14 protein-coding genes, 1 pseudogene and 1 CRISPR repeat array (1 of these 16 only partly in view) are annotated in these 17,480 nt (G+C 40.7%); of the genes and pseudogenes, 2 read left to right on the forward strand and 13 right to left on the reverse strand.

Annotated elements, in window-relative coordinates; genetic code table 11:
* Positions 1–523: a CRISPR direct-repeat array (repeat unit 29 nt; unit sequence AGGATCACCCCCACATACATGGGGAATAC) (it extends 1,033 nt beyond the left edge of the window).
* 29 nt (positions 524–552) lie between these two features.
* The 8 genes and pseudogenes from cas2e to cas3 all read right to left on the reverse strand — a co-directional run bounded on the left by cas2e (position 553) and on the right by cas3 (position 9,889).
* Positions 553–1,455: a type I-E CRISPR-associated endoribonuclease Cas2e gene (gene cas2e / locus FC47_RS05755; RefSeq protein WP_056968387.1), complete on the reverse strand. Its 903-nt coding sequence runs from the start codon at positions 1,453–1,455 to the stop codon at positions 553–555.
* Positions 1,452–2,393: a type I-E CRISPR-associated endonuclease Cas1e gene (cas1e, locus tag FC47_RS05760; RefSeq protein ID WP_056968388.1), complete on the reverse strand. Its 942-nt coding sequence runs from the start codon at positions 2,391–2,393 to the stop codon at positions 1,452–1,454. The genes cas2e and cas1e overlap by 4 nt, the downstream gene beginning before the upstream one ends.
* 13 nt (positions 2,394–2,406) lie before the next feature.
* Positions 2,407–3,048, reverse strand: coding sequence for a type I-E CRISPR-associated protein Cas6/Cse3/CasE (cas6e, locus tag FC47_RS05765; protein WP_006499676.1), 642 nt, complete (start codon positions 3,046–3,048; stop codon positions 2,407–2,409).
* A gap of 17 nt (positions 3,049–3,065) precedes the next feature.
* On the reverse strand, positions 3,066–3,773 hold the full coding sequence (gene cas5e, locus FC47_RS05770; protein ID WP_039945600.1) for a type I-E CRISPR-associated protein Cas5/CasD: 708 nt from the start codon (positions 3,771–3,773) through the stop codon (positions 3,066–3,068).
* Positions 3,754–4,836 (reverse strand): type I-E CRISPR-associated protein Cas7/Cse4/CasC, encoded by a 1,083-nt coding sequence (gene cas7e, locus FC47_RS05775; protein ID WP_039945599.1) that lies wholly within the window; start codon positions 4,834–4,836, stop codon positions 3,754–3,756. Before cas7e ends, cas5e begins: the two co-directional genes overlap by 20 nt.
* Positions 4,837–4,862: 26 nt before the next feature.
* The gene (gene casB, locus FC47_RS05780) at positions 4,863–5,456 is read right to left on the reverse strand and encodes a type I-E CRISPR-associated protein Cse2/CasB (protein WP_039945597.1); all 594 of its coding nucleotides are present in this window, start codon (positions 5,454–5,456) and stop codon (positions 4,863–4,865) included.
* Positions 5,457–5,463: 7 nt separating this feature from the next.
* The gene (locus tag FC47_RS05785) at positions 5,464–7,164 is read right to left on the reverse strand and encodes a type I-E CRISPR-associated protein Cse1/CasA (RefSeq protein WP_048345076.1); all 1,701 of its coding nucleotides are present in this window, start codon (positions 7,162–7,164) and stop codon (positions 5,464–5,466) included.
* Positions 7,157–9,889: pseudogene (gene cas3 / locus FC47_RS05790) on the reverse strand (CRISPR-associated helicase Cas3'). The gene FC47_RS05785 and the pseudogene cas3 overlap by 8 nt, the downstream one beginning before the upstream one ends.
* A gap of 409 nt (positions 9,890–10,298) precedes the next feature.
* Between cas3 and FC47_RS05795 the strand changes: the two are divergent.
* Positions 10,299–11,045: a potassium channel family protein gene (locus FC47_RS05795; protein WP_006499671.1), complete on the forward strand. Its 747-nt coding sequence runs from the start codon at positions 10,299–10,301 to the stop codon at positions 11,043–11,045.
* A gap of 753 nt (positions 11,046–11,798) precedes the next feature.
* Here FC47_RS05795 and FC47_RS05800 read toward each other — a convergent pair.
* Positions 11,799–12,647 carry a hypothetical protein gene (locus FC47_RS05800; RefSeq protein ID WP_045025353.1) on the reverse strand — a complete coding sequence of 283 codons (849 nt, stop codon included), beginning with the start codon at positions 12,645–12,647 and terminating at the stop codon, positions 11,799–11,801.
* 697 nt (positions 12,648–13,344) lie between these two features.
* Between FC47_RS05800 and ndk the strand changes: the two genes are divergently transcribed.
* A complete protein-coding gene (gene ndk / locus FC47_RS05805; RefSeq protein WP_006499667.1) occupies positions 13,345–13,776 on the forward strand; it encodes a nucleoside-diphosphate kinase in 432 nt (143 codons plus the stop codon).
* 112 nt (positions 13,777–13,888) lie between these two features.
* Here the strand turns inward: ndk and FC47_RS05810 are convergent, their stop codons facing one another.
* The 4 genes from FC47_RS05810 to FC47_RS05825 are packed head-to-tail and all read right to left on the reverse strand — an operon-like array spanning position 13,889 to position 17,059.
* A complete protein-coding gene (locus tag FC47_RS05810; RefSeq protein ID WP_056968389.1) occupies positions 13,889–14,278 on the reverse strand; it encodes a DUF956 family protein in 390 nt (129 codons plus the stop codon).
* Positions 14,279–14,288: 10 nt separating this feature from the next.
* The gene (locus tag FC47_RS05815) at positions 14,289–15,218 is read right to left on the reverse strand and encodes a PTS system mannose/fructose/sorbose family transporter subunit IID (RefSeq protein ID WP_056968390.1); all 930 of its coding nucleotides are present in this window, start codon (positions 15,216–15,218) and stop codon (positions 14,289–14,291) included.
* Positions 15,219–15,238: 20 nt separating this feature from the next.
* Positions 15,239–16,045, reverse strand: a complete 807-nt coding sequence (locus tag FC47_RS05820) for a PTS mannose/fructose/sorbose transporter subunit IIC (protein ID WP_006499664.1) — start codon at positions 16,043–16,045, stop codon at positions 15,239–15,241.
* A gap of 12 nt (positions 16,046–16,057) precedes the next feature.
* On the reverse strand, positions 16,058–17,059 hold the full coding sequence (locus tag FC47_RS05825) for a PTS sugar transporter subunit IIB (protein WP_006499663.1): 1,002 nt from the start codon (positions 17,057–17,059) through the stop codon (positions 16,058–16,060).
* Positions 17,060–17,480 lie beyond the last annotated feature (421 nt).

Here is a 17,480-nt window from a genome sequence, read left to right on the forward strand (position 1 = left end):
TTAGTAGGATCACCCCCACATACATGGGGAATACTTATTTAACGCTTGCCAGGTCCGCCTTTACGACAGGATCACCCCCACATACATGGGGAATACTACGCTAAGGCTGTCGACATGGTACAAACATCAGGATCACCCCCACATACATGGGGAATACCAGACTTCGTCGTATCGAAGAACATCAAGCTGAGGATCACCCCCACATACATGGGGAATACACCGGCAGTCTGAGTCATAACCATAGCAACTGAGGATCACCCCCACATACATGGGGAATACAATCGCGATGGTTTCTCATTGTTGGCAATGGGAGGATCACCCCCACATACATGGGGAATACTTGCGCCAGGCAAGTCCATTGCGGGTGGTAACAGGATCACCCCCACATACATGGGGAATACATGATACGCAAGATGGTAAGAAGACGTACTCCAGGATCACCCCCACATACATGGGGAATACGTCCACATAGTCCTTGCCAGTGATCTCCTTGTAGGATCACCCCCACATACATGGGGAATACAGTAAATAGATCCCTATATGACGCCTTTTTTAGATCCTTAGTTTGTCATTTTTGATTAGTTTAAGCGCTAGGTTCAAAGTAGCCATTGCATCAGATATAGATTTATGCGGATGGTCATTCTTAATTTCATACTTTTTAAGAACTGTCGCCAACCGATAATTATCTAAAAATTTTTGATCCTTCTTTATAATTGGCATTAAATCAATCATACGATTTGAAAGAATTTGCTTATTAGCTTTTATAAATGCAGCATTAAGAAAGCTTTGATCAAAAATCAAATTGTAACCAACTATAGCATAGTCACCAATAAAGGTCTGAAATTCATCTAACGCTTTTTCTAGGGACTCACCCTCTGAGTCTAACAACTGATTGGATAGGCCCGTTAATTTTTGAATGTTAGTTGGAACTTCTGATTCTATTTTAATATATCGATTAAATTTCTCTACTTGTTGTTCATCGATTCTTTTTACTGCACTGATTGAAATAATCTCACTGTTTGTAGGTTTTAAGCCCGTTGTCTCTAAATCAATTGCAACCAAATTAGTTATTCGTTGTCTAGCCGAAGTTGAATTTGCCTCTGAAAGCTTTGATTCCTGTATTTTTTTAGCTATGTGAAGCTTGGCAGCTTTACTAAATCCATGTTTGACAGATCCTGGACTGTTTTTTAAATGCTTGATGAATGGTAATCCATTAAGATCAATAACTTCTTTGTCTTTTCGTGTAGTTCTGAATGTATAGCCAAGTTCATTATTAGTACTATAGATAAGCGTTGCTTCACCGTTTCCAATCGACTTGGTAATACGTTCCCAGAGCAGGTCTCTGATACGAGCACTAAAATTACCTACATAGACTCCTGTTTGTACTTCTTGACACCATTTAGTCAAATCACCCCGCAATGACATTGGAACTTTTGAAAGGGTTATCACAATCATGAATCATCATCCCCAAATTCATGATATTGAACACCAAATTTTTGCAATCCTTCTTTATCATCCCAAAGATTAATAATATCTGCATTGCGAGTATCATCATCACCGAGCAAGTCCTTTAAGTCAGCAACCATTTTTAAGATTAGTTTACTTTCACGAATCTTATCTCTCATAGCCCATCTCGTTCGATCGGCTATGTTATCGTCCCCATATGCGGCAACTACTTCAAAAGCAGTTGGGATTGAAAACTCAGCTTTATACAGGTCAGCAAAATCATAGATAAAAGCTAAGTCATGACCCGTATGAATAAAACCAAGCCCAGGCGAAGCACCTAATGCAGCAACCACACTATAGCACAACCCATACAATGCTTGATGAGCTTCAGTCAAAGCCTTGTTGATCGGTGTGCTTGATTCAAAATTATCGTGATTGTACTCTCTTCTAGTCCATTCAACACCTGTTTTCTTGGACCATTCTCGGTAGACTCGTCTGATTCTAGAACCCTCTTTACCCCTAAGTTCCTGCATAGTGAGCTGTGAAACGTCTTCAGTTGGAAACCGTTTCTGATACATCTTACGAGCAACTGCAATCCTGGTTCTGGTGTTTGAAACTAACTTTGCCTGTAATTCTAGTAACTTTGATGAATGTCCCAGTGCCCGTCCATGAGCATATTGTCGAACCCCATGCTCGCCAACCCATAAAACGGCAGCTCCCGAATCGCCAATTAATTCCATAGCACGATGAGTCACATCAACACCCGGTCCTAATAACAAAACACCGATAATTGCAACCGGTATATATATGATTCCAGTACTGTCTTCAACTTTGATCGCACTATCTTGGCGATTGACAACTGCGTGTTCTAAATATAAAAAGCTTATTCGATCGTCAATTCTGCCAAGCTCTTGTAGTTTCGGCTTGTCAGCTCCTATTTTTTTCATACCATTACCTCAGCTAGTTGATAGGAATGACGGTTAGCATTCCCATACCATAAGCCTTTTCACGCCCCAGACCATAAATTAGCGTGTTTTGAAGTGCAATAGGATCTATGACTTCCAATATTCCTTCAAAAGCAACCCTACTAAGTCTTATTGGACGATTTCCCTTATGATAAAGTGGTACAAAATCACGTTCCTTAATCTCAAAACTATTTTCAGAGAGCTTAAATCCAGCACGCTCCGATCTTTTAATTAACCACTCTTTTTGCTGGTTAATTGTAATATGTGGAAAAGTCCGTTCACGCTCACCATTCTTTCCAGCACCTTTTCGTAATACAGGATTAGCTACCAAACGAAAACGTAATTGTTGTCCTTTTTTGATACTATTGATAAAAGGTGAGTATTCCTTAGTAGCCGTCGTATTAGCAATGCCATATCGTGATAGTATCGTTAAATCTGGTTTATCCTCACTCACAACAAGCAGATATTTTCGATTGGCTAACGTATCAATACGCCACAAATGCCTTTTTCTGATACCTTTTTGAATTTCGTCTGGAAAACTTTGCTCTATCCAATTATGGTATGCGCCTAGATTAGTTAAATCTTTAATTTTTCGACGATTTTTGGTATCGATTTCTACTCTTGATAAATATACCATCGCAATCTCTCTCCAATCTAAATCGATGCCCATATATCATGATCAGTATTTTTTCGTTGGACGTAATTACTGTTTTCTAAAAAAACATTATCTTCGGCAACTGACCGATACTCATAATATCGACTTTTTTGATTAAATGAGCCAACAGCATCTTTAATCAAGCGATTAGGTCTGTCTGGAACTAATTTTGCATCAGCATAGATACGTGCATTAAAAACATCTTTCTTGTACTTTCTTTGAAACCATACTGATGCTTGCCATGGCAACTCTTTTAATACGTTTATAGCAGTTTTATCTGGACACATTTTCATTTTTAAAATACCAGCTGGCGGGTTTGATCGCCTGCCAAAATAGAGTTGAAATTTTGGATGCCGTAATGCATACTCAATTTTTTCCATCAAAGCGTCTTGCTTGCTACTAAGTGCAACCATAAAAACCGCATCCTGCAAATATATTCGATGAGAAAGTTTTCCTGGTTTCTTTAAACTATAGTGGGTAATTTGAAAATCACTTAACACTTCGCCAGGTTGATCAACACGAACGGCAAAATCTAAATCGTTTAAACTTTTGTAATCATCGCTTTCCCTGCGAAAACCGAGAGCGGCACCAATCATCCCTATAACTGCACTTTTACTTGGAGCTCGAAAAGTAGTTCTTTTTTCAAAAGATGCCGGATCTCCATACGACTGTAAAGGCGCAGCTATTCTAATCACTAATGTTTTCATCGTTCATCATCCGTTCTAAACATTCTGCAACGTTGGTAAGTAGTGATGAGATGTCTTTAACTTGATTATCAATTTTAGATTCTTTAGTGGACAAAACAACCGTTGTCTGTGGTTTTTCAACAAAGCTCTGGGTTACATCATACTCATTTTCAAGTTTTTCAATTGACTTTTTAATGTAACCATTATTTGAACGAACTGGTTCTTCAAAGGCTGAAACTAAGTTAACCGGCGTATCGTTTCGAATTGTTACCATTACGTATGGAGGAATTGTTTTATTTGCAAAGCTATTTTGTTTACCAGTTGGCATTGACAAAACAAATTTCTTGATAAAAAGCTCAATTCCTTTCAGCGTTAATTCCGCAGAACCCAGATTGTGAAAAAGTTCTTTAACATTAACGTTGGCATAACGATAAAGTGTTGAAGAATTAAATTCCAACGTATCAATCATAGCAGCTCCTGCACTATCTTGTTCGTCATCCAAGGCAGTAAAATAGTCAAATTCTGGCACGATCTCGTGAGTTGAGATTGCATGAGCAACTTGCGAAGCTGCATCAACGTTTAATTCAGGATTATCAGCAACCATCCGACCAAAAAGTGCTAAATCAAGTGAATTTTTGTCACTAAACACTTCTTTAAGCTCTTTTTTATCATAGGAATCATTTTGTAAAGCATAGTCTGCTAATTTATCAATCTGGCCATCACTAAGCAAAAACAATGCACCAGTAGTATTCTCATCTTTTTTTACTTTGATGCCGGCCGCTTTGAAAACCTCAATTGCTTTTTTAGTTGCTGCATCTAAATCTAGGGTATTATCCTTTTCGGCAAGCTTGGCAGCCAAAAGCTGAATACCTTTTTTCGTCCGATGACTCAGTAACCATTCCGCACCATCGCTATCTTTCTTAAAAGCTTCTCGCATTGCATGTTTCCAACTCTGCGACGATACTCTTGCTCGCGTAACTCCGCCATAAAGAGCCGTCTTAGGAGCCCCTGAATCATCGCGGTTGATGTTTGAAGCTGGAACCGTTTGTAGTACATGAATATCTACGTATAAATTTTTAGTCATGGTTTTTTCCTTCCTTATCTTTTGTATTAATTAGTTGAAACTGATTGCCAATAATACTGGCGTCCCCATTTTAAGAAAACCTTTCTTGAGTACTCATAACCCATTTGAAAGAAAAATAGATCCTGCGCCAACTGCGGAAAATCCAATAATAAATTTCTATCGGCAGATTTTAAAATTCTAACCAATTGAGTAACACTCTTGGCAACACTATCAATATTAGTCGCAGACAAAAGATTTTGTATCCGCCGATCAAGAGCAGCCTGTTTATCTTGATTTTTCCTTAAATCAGCCAAAGCGACAAACAACTGCTGCCCTTTATCTTCAGTACTTACTTGATTAGAACTTGCGTAACTCAACTGGGTAAGGCCCTGCTGATAAATGGCAAAACATCTAAGCGCAGTGTAGATAGCTGTCTCTTGTCGTGTTTCTCTGCCTTGTGGATCATTGCTGATATCGCTTGCTGCCATTTTTGAAAACATAATCGGCCAAACATTTTCTGCACGATGATCTTTAATTGTTACGGCATGCCGCAAACTTGCTAAGACCGCTTTATCCAAATTGCCGTTATTATAAAGACTATATATTATCTGCGCAGTTACCTTTGCGATTTCATTTGCCATATGCTCACTACCTCAATTTCTTTCGATACTTATTGATGCTTGCGCGGAGGATATTGACAAGGATAAAAATATTTTTAATCATTTTTTCATTATTCTTATCTTCATGCTTGCCAATAATTTCTTTAGGCGATGCTGTTGCCATAACTGCATTTACTTGTTCGTCAACCTGTCTAAGCAAAACCTCATCTTCCCATTTTAAAATTTGCGGAGTCGTTGGTTGCATCGGATCCAAATCTATCAGCCAATTATTAAATGGCTCATTTAGGCGATTATAAAAGTCTTCACTCAATCTGTTTGCAAAGTCTCTTTTATCGCCTATACCTCGTAATTCAGCCAACCCATTGGCAAATCCCCAATAGTACTTAATAATTTGTTGAGTATATTCAATAGCATCTTCAATCTTAGTTGTCCAATGCAAATCAAATAAAATATCGGCATTGATATAAAGGTCATCGCTAATTTCTGCTGCCGGCAGTTGAGAAGTAGCATTTCCATCACTGATTAGGTTTGCCGTTGCCAAATTCACATAATGGGCATCCGGAATCAGCTGTTCATCTTTTAATAAACTCAACCAGTTGACTATTCCAGGCTTCATATCGGCATTTTGAGTATCAGCTTCAGTAGGAACATATAACCCAAAATTTCGCCACATTTTCTTACCCAGATCACTTAAATGTTTAGTATTATGATGACGATCCTTCACACGCCAAGTAGTCATAGGTTCAATTTCGTTATTGATTGCGTCATCATCAAATTTTGGCAGACAAGTTGAAAAGACAGTCGGCTCCTCATCCCATCGTACATAAATCATACGCGACCAGTTGGTGTACAAACCTGCAATATTGTCAGGGGCCTTTTTTTCTAGCAAATATTTAACATAGTCTGCTTGGCTTGCAAATTCCCAATTAGGTTTTTGAATAATGTTTCCATACTCACCAGAAAAATCAGATATCAAGACAAGATTAAGCATTAAGGTTTCAAAAAGCGTTTTTCCTTGAGCATAAACGGTATCTAAACCATATAGCCAACCAGCTGATGCTGAATACTTTTCAACGCCTTTAATTTTCGTCTTATCAGTAGTTCCCGTGAAATTCTGATAGCTAATCAACCACCTGACAAACTCCGCAGTTCCAATTTTGTTTTTTTGTGAACTGGATTTTGGCGAAAAAATATCCGGTGAATTATTACTTTCCGAAATTAATCGATTCATCTGTTTAATTGCAACAGTACCTTTCCCCGATGCAATTTTTTTACTGGTAAGATCATCATAAATCTCAGCCGTTACTTGATAAAATGGCTGCTTGCCAAACACATCAAAACGTGCTGCATACTTTTCCAAATACTTTACAACGATATCTGAAAAACTACCTCGTTGGAAAAGATCTTCCCACGTTGCCAATAAATCTTCTTGGATGTCATCAGTATCATCATCTAATGAATTTTCAATCGGGCGCCAGCTTTTCGAATCAAGTTCCAGCCATTCATACGGATTGCCATTCGCATCAAACCTTGTATAAACCGTTGTTAAGATTGCTAATAGAAAACGTAAAATTGCCAAATCCTGCGACCGCATCTCTCCTGCCAGCCGACGATAATTTTGCGCATTTTGAAAGAGATCCTCTAAAGAAATCTGTTTTTCTTCATCAGAATCAAGTCCAATTACCTTTATCCAAGGACTGGTCAGCAGATTAAAACTTTCTTCAGCCATGCTTCTCCTCCAATCTTTCATAGCATAAACCTTTATCAGATGAATAGCTTAACCTAAAGTCAAAAAAATCAGTCGTTTGTTTTGATCCTAAAATCAAGGCCAAAGAATCGTGCAGCCAAATACTCTGTTGCCATTGTGGCAGATTTTTAAATGTAACGTCTTCCAGTTTTTTAATAATCTCATCTAATTTTCATTCTGGAGTAACAACACTTGGTAAGCGGATAACTTGATCAGAGATAGTCTTATCATCAACTTCAGCCAATTTTCTTCCATCTAGCAGGTAAAATTGATGATCAATTTCTTTAAGTAAAATAACTTCTAAAGTCTCTTGAATATCACGAACTGCTGCCTGTGCTTTAATCTCACCTTGCCTATCATCTGGGAGATCCCAATCAAGCCATTTATGAATTGTCCCTCTACGTTTATGCTGTTTAGGCTCAGCAATTTGAAATACTTTTGCTTTATTCTTGGAATTTTTTTGATCTTTATCAAATTTTGCTCTAGCTTCTTTTAGGCCAGAAACTTCGCTGTCGGTCGCTGTGTCATAGACCTGCTGAACCAACTTTGAAATATCATCAGGTAATGCTATTTTATCTTTTAAAAAATGATCCGTTTTCATTAACAAATACTTTTCGTAAATGTACTCATTGCTTTTTCCATAATCACCATAGTCATTAATCCCTAAAATGTATAACTGAGGGGTTTGCAAGCCTTTAGGACGCTTAATATTATGACGATGCAATCGACCAACCCTTTGCAAAATCAAATCCATTGGTGCAATATCAGTAAACAAAACATCGAAATCAATGTCTAGCGATTCCTCTAAAACCTGTGTACCAATCACAACCAGTCTTGGTGGCCGAGCAGCATTTTTTCCAATCATGCTTTGAAGCTTTTCTTCAATTTTTTGACGATCTGGTGCCAAAAAAGCAGAATGCAAGACAACCTTTAAAACGTCTTTTGGCATTAAGTCAGCAATTTCCTGTGCTCTTTTAACCGTATTAACAATAATTCCGGCTACGCCACCATCCTTTATCTTGTCATTTACGATATCAACCAGCTTATCATTTTCAACATTGATTCTTTCAACTTGTACGCATTTAGATTTTTGTGATACAAAATTCGTTACTTGTTTTAGGCGTTTGCCATCTAACATACTTAGTAATGGGTATGCCTCATTGTTTTCCCAACCAGGCTCTGCTTCAAATTGGTCACTACCAAATTTACCTTTCGCATAACTTTTCAAAAGCTCATTTCTTTTTTCCTTTGGTAAAGTAGCAGAAAGGGCAATTACCGGAACATTGTATGCACCTAACCATTGCAGAACTTTTGCTAAATAAGAAGACATATAAACATCGTAGCCATGAACCTCATCGATAACGACTACTTTTCCGCTCAATCCAAGGTGCTTTAAAAAAAGATGTCGTTGTTTCAATCCCATCTGCAGCAAATTGTCAATTGTTCCAACAGTAAACTCCTCAAGAATTGATTTTTTGCCACTAAACCACTCATTGACAACCACTGCTCCCGAACCTTGTACATTTTCTGCCCTTGGTATTGCTTGGTTTCTTTGATTAAACTTGGCTTTTCCATGCATCAACTTTATTGAAAGATTGGCATCTTGTTCCTTAGCTTCCTTTGCCAACCAATCTTCAACTCGATCAAACATTGCATTCGACGTTGCTTGAGTTGGCAGCCCCATAAACAGGCCATTACAGCCACATCGACTAGCCAGCTGTTCAGCCACTGTTAAAGCAATTTCAGTTTTACCAATTCCCATAGGCGCTTCAATAATCATCATGCCAGGATCAAGAGCCTTACTAATTGCTTGACACATTGCCAGCTGAACTTCACGTGGATGAAATCCCCAATGCCGAACGTAATATTCGTCAATATCAGAGACCTGCTCGGCACTCCACTCATCAGTTATCTGCCATGTATTGATAGCATTTTGATAACGCTCTTCAGTATTTACATCAGCAGCAGATTCATTAATGTCGATAAGTGGAAAAAGCGGTTTTGATGGATCATCATTCAAATACTCACTGGATGCCAACCAGTCAGCCATTATCAATAGACCCTCTAAAAGTACTGCTTGAATTTTATTGACCCAGGGAATTTCTGATGATGTATGAAACCCGCATAAATGTAGACCATATTGGAATAGATCCTCTTGAACCTTTTTCCATCGATTCTGTTCTTCTCCCGGCGTCTCTGGCCAATAGTTTTCTGAATTATACTGTGTATCTTTTGCCACTGGATTGCTTAAAGGCTTACCATGATGACCACCTATTATGGCCGCAATAGATTTATTCACGCCATATACTTCCAACAACGCTTCACCAGCCAATGCATGGGGTGATGCACTGCGTTTCAGAAATGATAATTTATCGATGCCTTTGAACCCACCTCGAATCATTTTTTCCATAATATCTTCATCAAGCGAGTCATTATGGGCATATGATTGCTTGGTTTGAAATGCAGTTGTTGCCTTTCCAATATCATGAATATAGCCAAGAAATTTAACTACATTTTGTGTTAAAGTTTCTGAATTTTCAATCATCAGCAATGACCTTTGATTATCAGTCAGCCAATGATTGTACAGCCAATTAATAACATTTTTGGCATCAATCAAATGTATAACCAATGGCAACCAAAGTTCTTGATCATCACGAATTGCTTTCTTTCCCCATAAAGAAAGTTCTTCTGTCGTTAGCTCTCCCATTTTTTCACCTTCTATTTCGAATTGAATATTAAATGGTTCGAATAATCTCTGCTTAGGTATGAAATTAAAATCAATCGAATAAAGCATGTATCAGTCGCCGAATTCTAGATTTCATCGCCGCCCTTCATTACTATAACGTTCGACCATAACAAAAATTTTCATAAAGAGCATTTACTCACCCCCACATACATGGGGAAAACCAGCTATAGAGCAATATCCCTAATATCAATATTGGGATCACCCCCACATTCTTATAATTGATGGGGATCTTATATCTATATTGTTTATTATAATCACAAACCACTAAAATTCAACGCAAAATTGAAGCATTGATCACACCAAACTATTGTCACCTTGCCACAAACGAATTATTATTTAATTAATTACTATACTATTGGGAAAATTAACTATGAATCCTCGCAAACACAAAATTCTGTTACTCTATCAGCTGTTTATCGCGCTGATCGCCTTAATTTCAATTCTGCTGCTATTGTTTGACTGCGCTCATGCCATTAATCTCAGCCAGTCGCCTTACGTTTGGATCGATCGCGGTATCTGGGCAATTCTGGTAGTTGACTACTTTGCACGTCTGGCAATCGCAAAAGACAAAATTAAATTTTTCAAGGAAAATATCTGGGATCTGCTCTCAATCATCCCGACCAACTCAATCTTCACGCTATTCCGTTTTGTCCGTGTCGCCCGCGTCTTTCACATGCTGCGTGTCTTGCGGCTTTTACGCCTGGTTGGTCTGACGGTCCGCTTAAAACGATTCTTTCACACGGATGGTCTGATCTACTACCTTTACCTCAGCTGTGGAATTCTGTTTATCGCAGCCGGCATGTACAGCATCTCAGAGGGCGTTTCGTTTTCAACGGCCTTTTGGTGGGCTTTGACGACTGTTTCAACAGTGGGCTATGGCGATGTCTCGCCGACTACGCTCTGGGGACGGATTGCCGCAGTTTTGCTGATGGTCGTAGGCGTCAGCATCATTGGGCTTTTGACCAGCACGATCACGACTTATTTTGAACCAACCAATCCGCATGAGGTCACCAAAAAAGAAATCGCCAAGCTGCACGCCGAAAATAGGCAGCTGCATCAGGAACTGTTGGAAATCAAACAGATGCTTAAAGAACAACAGCACCATGACGTTAAATAAAAAACAGTACCGTATTGAACATTTTATAGGCACTGTTTTCTTCTAAAATTGCATGATAAATCAAATTCATTGATACGGTTTGGCAGCAGACTTTCCTGCGGTCAGGCCGTTTTTTATCTGAGTTCATTTGAGATATGATTGCTGCTTTGTTTCTTATCATTATGGATGCCTTTCTTACCAGATCTGCTTAAAATCGTTTTATCAGGCTTCCAACACAAGTTTTCTTAAGGCACTAACTATGAATTGCCACTTTTCTACTCTCTCATTATAATCAGCATCATTTTCTTGGTCGCTGTCATTATTTTATTGACGCCAAACATTCACTTAATTATTGGTTCGAATTTGATCTATTATTTTTAGTTAATGTAAATTAATGCTGTTGCTATTTAGTTTAACATTACGAAAAGTTTGAATCATAATCGGGCGTAACTCATCACAGAGCAACTGATGAATCTTGCGCGAATGCTAAGATTTTCTGCACCCATTTTACGAAAATATAAAATCGTCGGTACCAATTCAATTTATCAAAGACATCAAAAAAGGCCATCCAAAAGTGATTGCCTCACTAATCAGATGACCTCAAATGGCTAATAATATTGTCAAGCTCAGTGCTTAACGACATTGCATTGATCGAGCAGGACATTTTTGACATTATTAACTGACTACCAGAATAAATTAATTATACGATATTTAATGTTTATTAAAAACCCATCATGAAACTGTTAAACAAATTTTAATAAAACGTATATTAGGTTATCGATTGAAATAACGAACATACTCTTCAGCCGCTACATCTCGATCTGAATTAATCAAAGGCGAAAACAACAGGCCAAGTCCAACATAAAGCATGATGCAGGCCCAGATGATTGGCTCCCAGCTCTTGATCGGCCAGCTGCCAAAACAAATGCCGACTACAAAAGCAGCCACGATCAGCAGTACGGCAACTGCCAAAGCAGCATTGCGCATCCGCTGCCAGTATTTGCCATAGGGGTAGACAAACTGCGAGATCCAGATTTCTAGTTCCTGACCAGTAGCCCCGCCTCGCCAGATTCGCAGCATTTTCTCATGAGTCTCATCCCAGATAAACGTATCAACCCGTTCATAGCTAACAGCAGCCGGTTTGCCATCGGGACGCTGCTCGTGACCATTTTGGCGCGTCGTCAGCTCAAAAATCGTTCTTTGACCTTCCAGCTTGACTTCACGACAGCGCACCAGATCTAGTTGCATGTCTAATTCACGCCGACTTTCATACACGCGCTGCTCGCATTCCCGCAAAAAGGCCTTGGATTCCAGTGGCGTCATGTACTGATCCATGATTCCCTTAGCTGCATCACGATTATTATTGGCCAGATGCTCGCTGGCAGCTTCAAGCGTTTTGTGAAAACCGTTAAAGATCCGCAAGCCGCGCAGTGCCTCAGGTGAATCCAACGGGAGAATCTGCCAAGAGATCGGATGCCGCTGCGACAGCACGTCTAGCCGATGGCGCCGCATCCGCCGACAAAAATCGCCCCACAAAAAGCCAACTGCCAGCATTAAAAACAAGCCTAATACTAAAAGGCAGAAAAGCCCCCAGCCGTCAGACATCATTAATAAACTTGTCATAGTCTCACCTTCCGCATGGTTTGATTTAATTATAGTCGATTATTAGATTTGCTGGCTAGAGAAATAGGCAAAATATTCAAGATCTAAGTTATCAGTGCGAAACCGTTAAAATCATTAAACTTAACAAACGTCTTTTCATCAATCAACAATTTGCTATTCATAATTCACTGTTCACAATTCATTCTTTACAATTCACTATTTACATTAATACAGGTTACTGAGCGATAGATAAAATGCCTTAATATCAGTGATTTTCACTATTATCATACCTATTGTTAACTGTTTATTTTTTACAATTCACTATTCACAATTCATCATTTACATTGTATTAGTTTATTTCAAAAGAAAACAGCGCATCCGCGTTCAAAACTGAACATTGGATGCGCTGTTATTGATTCAACAGTATCAGGCAACTGCTGATTCTCTCTTTACCAATCATCTAATCACGATTTTAGCCAGTCTGTCCTAAAACCGGCTATCATTCTCTGACTAACTATGCTGGTTTAATTCTACTGATTCTCGTCTTATTTTCAAGTATTTAGCCTTGGCATGAAAATAAGATCTTTATTTTGAAAATTCGAAAGCCTATCGTTTAACCACACGAAAAGAAAAATCATTTATTTTGAAAGCGATTTCTTGACAAAAGTAGGCGATATGATATGCTAATAACATAATTTGTTAAAGGGAGGCCGCTAATATGGTCGAAGATGAATACACTTTGGTTTTGGTAAAACCGGATGGCGTAAAGACGCGTCACATCGGCGACATTATTACTCGCATCGAACGCAAGGGATATCGGATTGAAGCGTTGAAGATGATCAACGCTACCCAAGATGAACTTGAGCGCCACTATTACGATAAGACTGACAAACCGTTCTGGCCGGAAATCCTTACTTACATGATGGAAGGCCCGATCGTCGGCATGGTCGTTTCCGGAACCAATGTCGTTGAAGCCATTCACAATATGGCCGGGGCTACCAATCCTGGTCAAGCTGAATGGGGGACGATTCGTGGTGACTTCGGTCGTGAATGGCCAGATGGCGTTTTGCGAAACGTTATTCACACTTCTGACACCGTTGATGGCGCAGCGCGTGAGATTAAGATCTGGTTTCCCGAATTTAAATTCTAATTGATTTCAATCCCGGCTTGATATTTGAAGTCGGGATTTTTGATTGCGATAAGGCGCCTCAAGACCGTTGAATCAGTCCTAAGGCGCCTTTTCTCTTGTGCCAATCAATCGTTTATTTTGTTGAATGCTTGCGGCTGTTGCGCATCCCCTGCCAGCCGCGCTTTAGTTTCTGCGTAAACGTCAACGCTCTGACCATATGCTGAGGATCAACGTGTTTGCGAACAGCGCGCAAAGTTGCCTTGGTATTCTTGGCGGCAAAGATAAACTCACCGTTATGCCGTGTTCGAATCTTAAAGCGAGGAATCCAATGCCCGCCAAATACCAATGAGGCGATTACCAGGTCAATCTCATCCCAAGGAATCTGGATAAAATTGCGGACGTCACGGTCATCATAAAATTCAAAGCCGCGATCGCCAATCATAATCTTGCCATATGATACGGGCCCCATAAAAGATGTGCCGTCCGTTACGTATTCGACTTTGGCATTGATTGATTCAACCATTTCACTCACCTTACAGCAGGCCGCAGACGTGACCCAAGATCCCTAAGACAAACAAGCCAATGATAATCACGATTGGCGAGACCCGTTTTTTAAGCAGCCACATGCAAAGGAACGTCAGCAGCAGTCCAGCCAGCCCAGGAATCAGCTGGTCCAGATTATCCTGCAGCGTCGTAACCTTATAGCTGGTCAATGACAGGCCCTTGCCCATGTTCCATTCAGTTAATACTTTTTGTACCGAATGAATATTGTTTGGCAGCTTGCTCCAGTCAATGTAGGCGCCTTTTTGCAGCGGCGTCTTGGAAACGACTGGCGTAAACTTGATCGTAACCCAGCGCTCAATCAGGGTCCCTAAGATAAACATCCCCATCATGGCCGCACCACGCGTTACCTTTTGCAAAAGACCGCCAGAAACGTCATCCGTGATCTTAGAGCCGGCATGGTAGCCAAATTCCTGCGTGTACCACATAAAGGCAATCCGCATGGCGTTCCAAATCAAGAAGAACAGAATTGGTCCAACGATATTGCCAGAAATTGCCATTGAGGCCCCCAGACCAGCAATAATCGGCCGTGCCGTGTACCAAAAGACTGGATCCCCGACACCTGCCAATGGTCCCATCATACCGACTTTGACCCCTGAAATAGCAACGTCATCAACAGCAGCCCCATTAGCCTTGTCTTCTTCCAACGCCAGGGTAACCCCAATGATTGGCGAGGCCAGATAAGGGTGCGTGTTGAAGAATTCCAGATGGCGTTTTAAAGCAGCTGCCTGATCGTCCTTGTTCTTGTAAAGCTTTTTAATGGCGGGAATCATTGCGTAGGCATAACCGCCATTTTGCATTCGTTCATAGTTCCATGATCCCTGGATGAACGTTGAGCGCCAGCAGACGTCCCAGCGATCACGCTTGGATAGTTTAATTTTGTTTTCCGTCTTATCTGCCATAATCAGTCGCTCCCTTGATTTTAATAGTCATCTAAAATGTCGCCCAATGGATCGCCGGTATCGCTGCCCGAGCCGCCATTGCTGCCAGAACCGCCCTTGGATTCCAAAGACAGGTACATCAGCGTTAATGCCAGACCAATCGCCCCAATTGCAATCAAGGTAAGTTCTGAAACGGCAGCCAGGGCAAAACCAATCATAAAGAACGGCCATACTTCTCGACTGGCTATCATGTTGATAACCATTGCATAACCAACGGCAACCACCATTCCACCACCAATCGTCATCCCATCAGTCAGCCAGGCCGGCATGGATCCCAGAAAGGCGCGGACGGCACTGGCAGGAACGAACAGCATGGCTGCTGCTGGAATCGCAATCCGCAGCCCTTGGAGACTGACGGCCAGCATCTGCCATAGATCAACGCCGCGGAAGTTTGCTTTAGCGGCTTCTTTGTCCATGATATGAATAATTGCAACGGAAATCGTCCGAACGATCATCGTTAAGAATAAGCCAGCTACCGCCAAAGGAATGGCAACCGCAATCGCCGTTCCGATCTGTTTGATCTCACCGCCACTTTGAATAAAAATAATCGTCGAGGCCACGGCTGCCAAGGCTGCATCCGGTGCCACCGCAGCTCCGATGTTGGCCCAGCCCAGAGCAATCATCTGCAAAGAGCCGCCCAGCATGACGCAGGGAACCAAATGGCCAGTTACTAAACCAATTAATGTGCAGGCAATCAGTGGCTGATGGAATTGAAATTCATCCAAAACACCTTCCATACCAGCCAAAAATGCCACAATCACAACTAAGATCATTGAAATCGCAGACATAATCAAAACCCCTTATTTCTTTTGTTCATCGATCAGCTTTTGAGCCTTGTCCAGCAAAGCGTCCATGTCCTCAGCATTGCTGGAGGGAACCTTTTTGACAATGAACTTAATTCCTAGCTGCTTGAGCTTTCTAAAGGTATCAACGTCTTCTTGGTTCATGGCCAAGACCTGGTTCACGTTGACCTTTCCTTCTGAATAGGCCATTGAGCCGATATTAAGCTCTTTGATGCCGACCCCGCCTTCAATTGCACGCAAGGCATCCTCAGGCGTCTCAAACAGCAGCATGGCCCGCGTATCGCCAAAACGCGGATCCTTATCGACCTTGATCATTTTGGCAATGGGCACCGTATTGGCATGAACGCCGGTTGGAGCTGCCTGTTTGATCATATTCTTGCGCAGCTTGTCTTTGGCAACGTTATCAGAAACGACGATAATACGGTTGGGATTGGTTGCCTTGGTCCAACCGGTTGCCACCTGACCATGCAAAAGTCGCGAATCAACCCGTGCCAGAACGTATTTGATCTTACCATCGCCGATAACGGTACCTTCTGGAATGGCTCCCTTGACGGCTGGCTTGGCACTGGCTGGTGCACCTGGCGCCTTGGTCTTTGGCATCAGTTCTTCTGGCAGAGTCTTGATACCATCCTTAGCCGTTTCAACGATATGTGTAGCAATTTCTCGGGCTGAGTTCATGGTCATTCGTGAGGCCAATGCTTCAATCACCATCGGCAGGTTCATCCCCGTTACGATTGCCCAGGTATTCTGATGCTTTTCAAACAGACTCGAGGCTTGATTAAATGGCGTACCACCCCACAAGTCAACTAAAAATAAAACCTGCTCTTGATCTGAAAAGTCCTTAATGGCATTTTCAAGCTTGGCATGAATATCATCCGGTCCCTCATCCGGCTTCAAAATTACATGCGCCACATCCTGCTGCTGACCAAAGATCATTTCCGCCGATTGATTGATCCCGTCAGCAAAACCACCGTGACTTGTTAATACAATTCCTACCATATGAATCCCTCTATCACTATCAGATTATTCCAAATTGATCTACAGCTTTGACCACAGTTTATAAAAACAGCTGGTCATGAAGTAAATATTCATCACTTCCCTTTTAAAAATCCCACTTACCATTATTATGTAAGCGTGTTCTTATATAAATTACCATTTCGCATGCAATTTGACAATGTATCATTATACGTTCAATTGTGTTTAAGATTCTCTAAAGCCATGCAAAATAAGCGCTGATGAGCCCTATCATGTCGATCAAAAAATTTTTTCTGCAAGCGTTTGTCATGAATTGAAGCAACCGCTTGCAACTAATCCAGAATCGAATTTCAAATTTTTATTCATAAAATTATACAAAAAAAGACCATGTCCAATTTACTTGAACATGGTCTTTTTACAGAGGCGGTATGTGGGATTCGAACCC

Source organism: Limosilactobacillus mucosae DSM 13345 (assembly GCF_001436025.1).
Lineage (GTDB): Bacteria > Bacillota > Bacilli > Lactobacillales > Lactobacillaceae > Limosilactobacillus > Limosilactobacillus mucosae.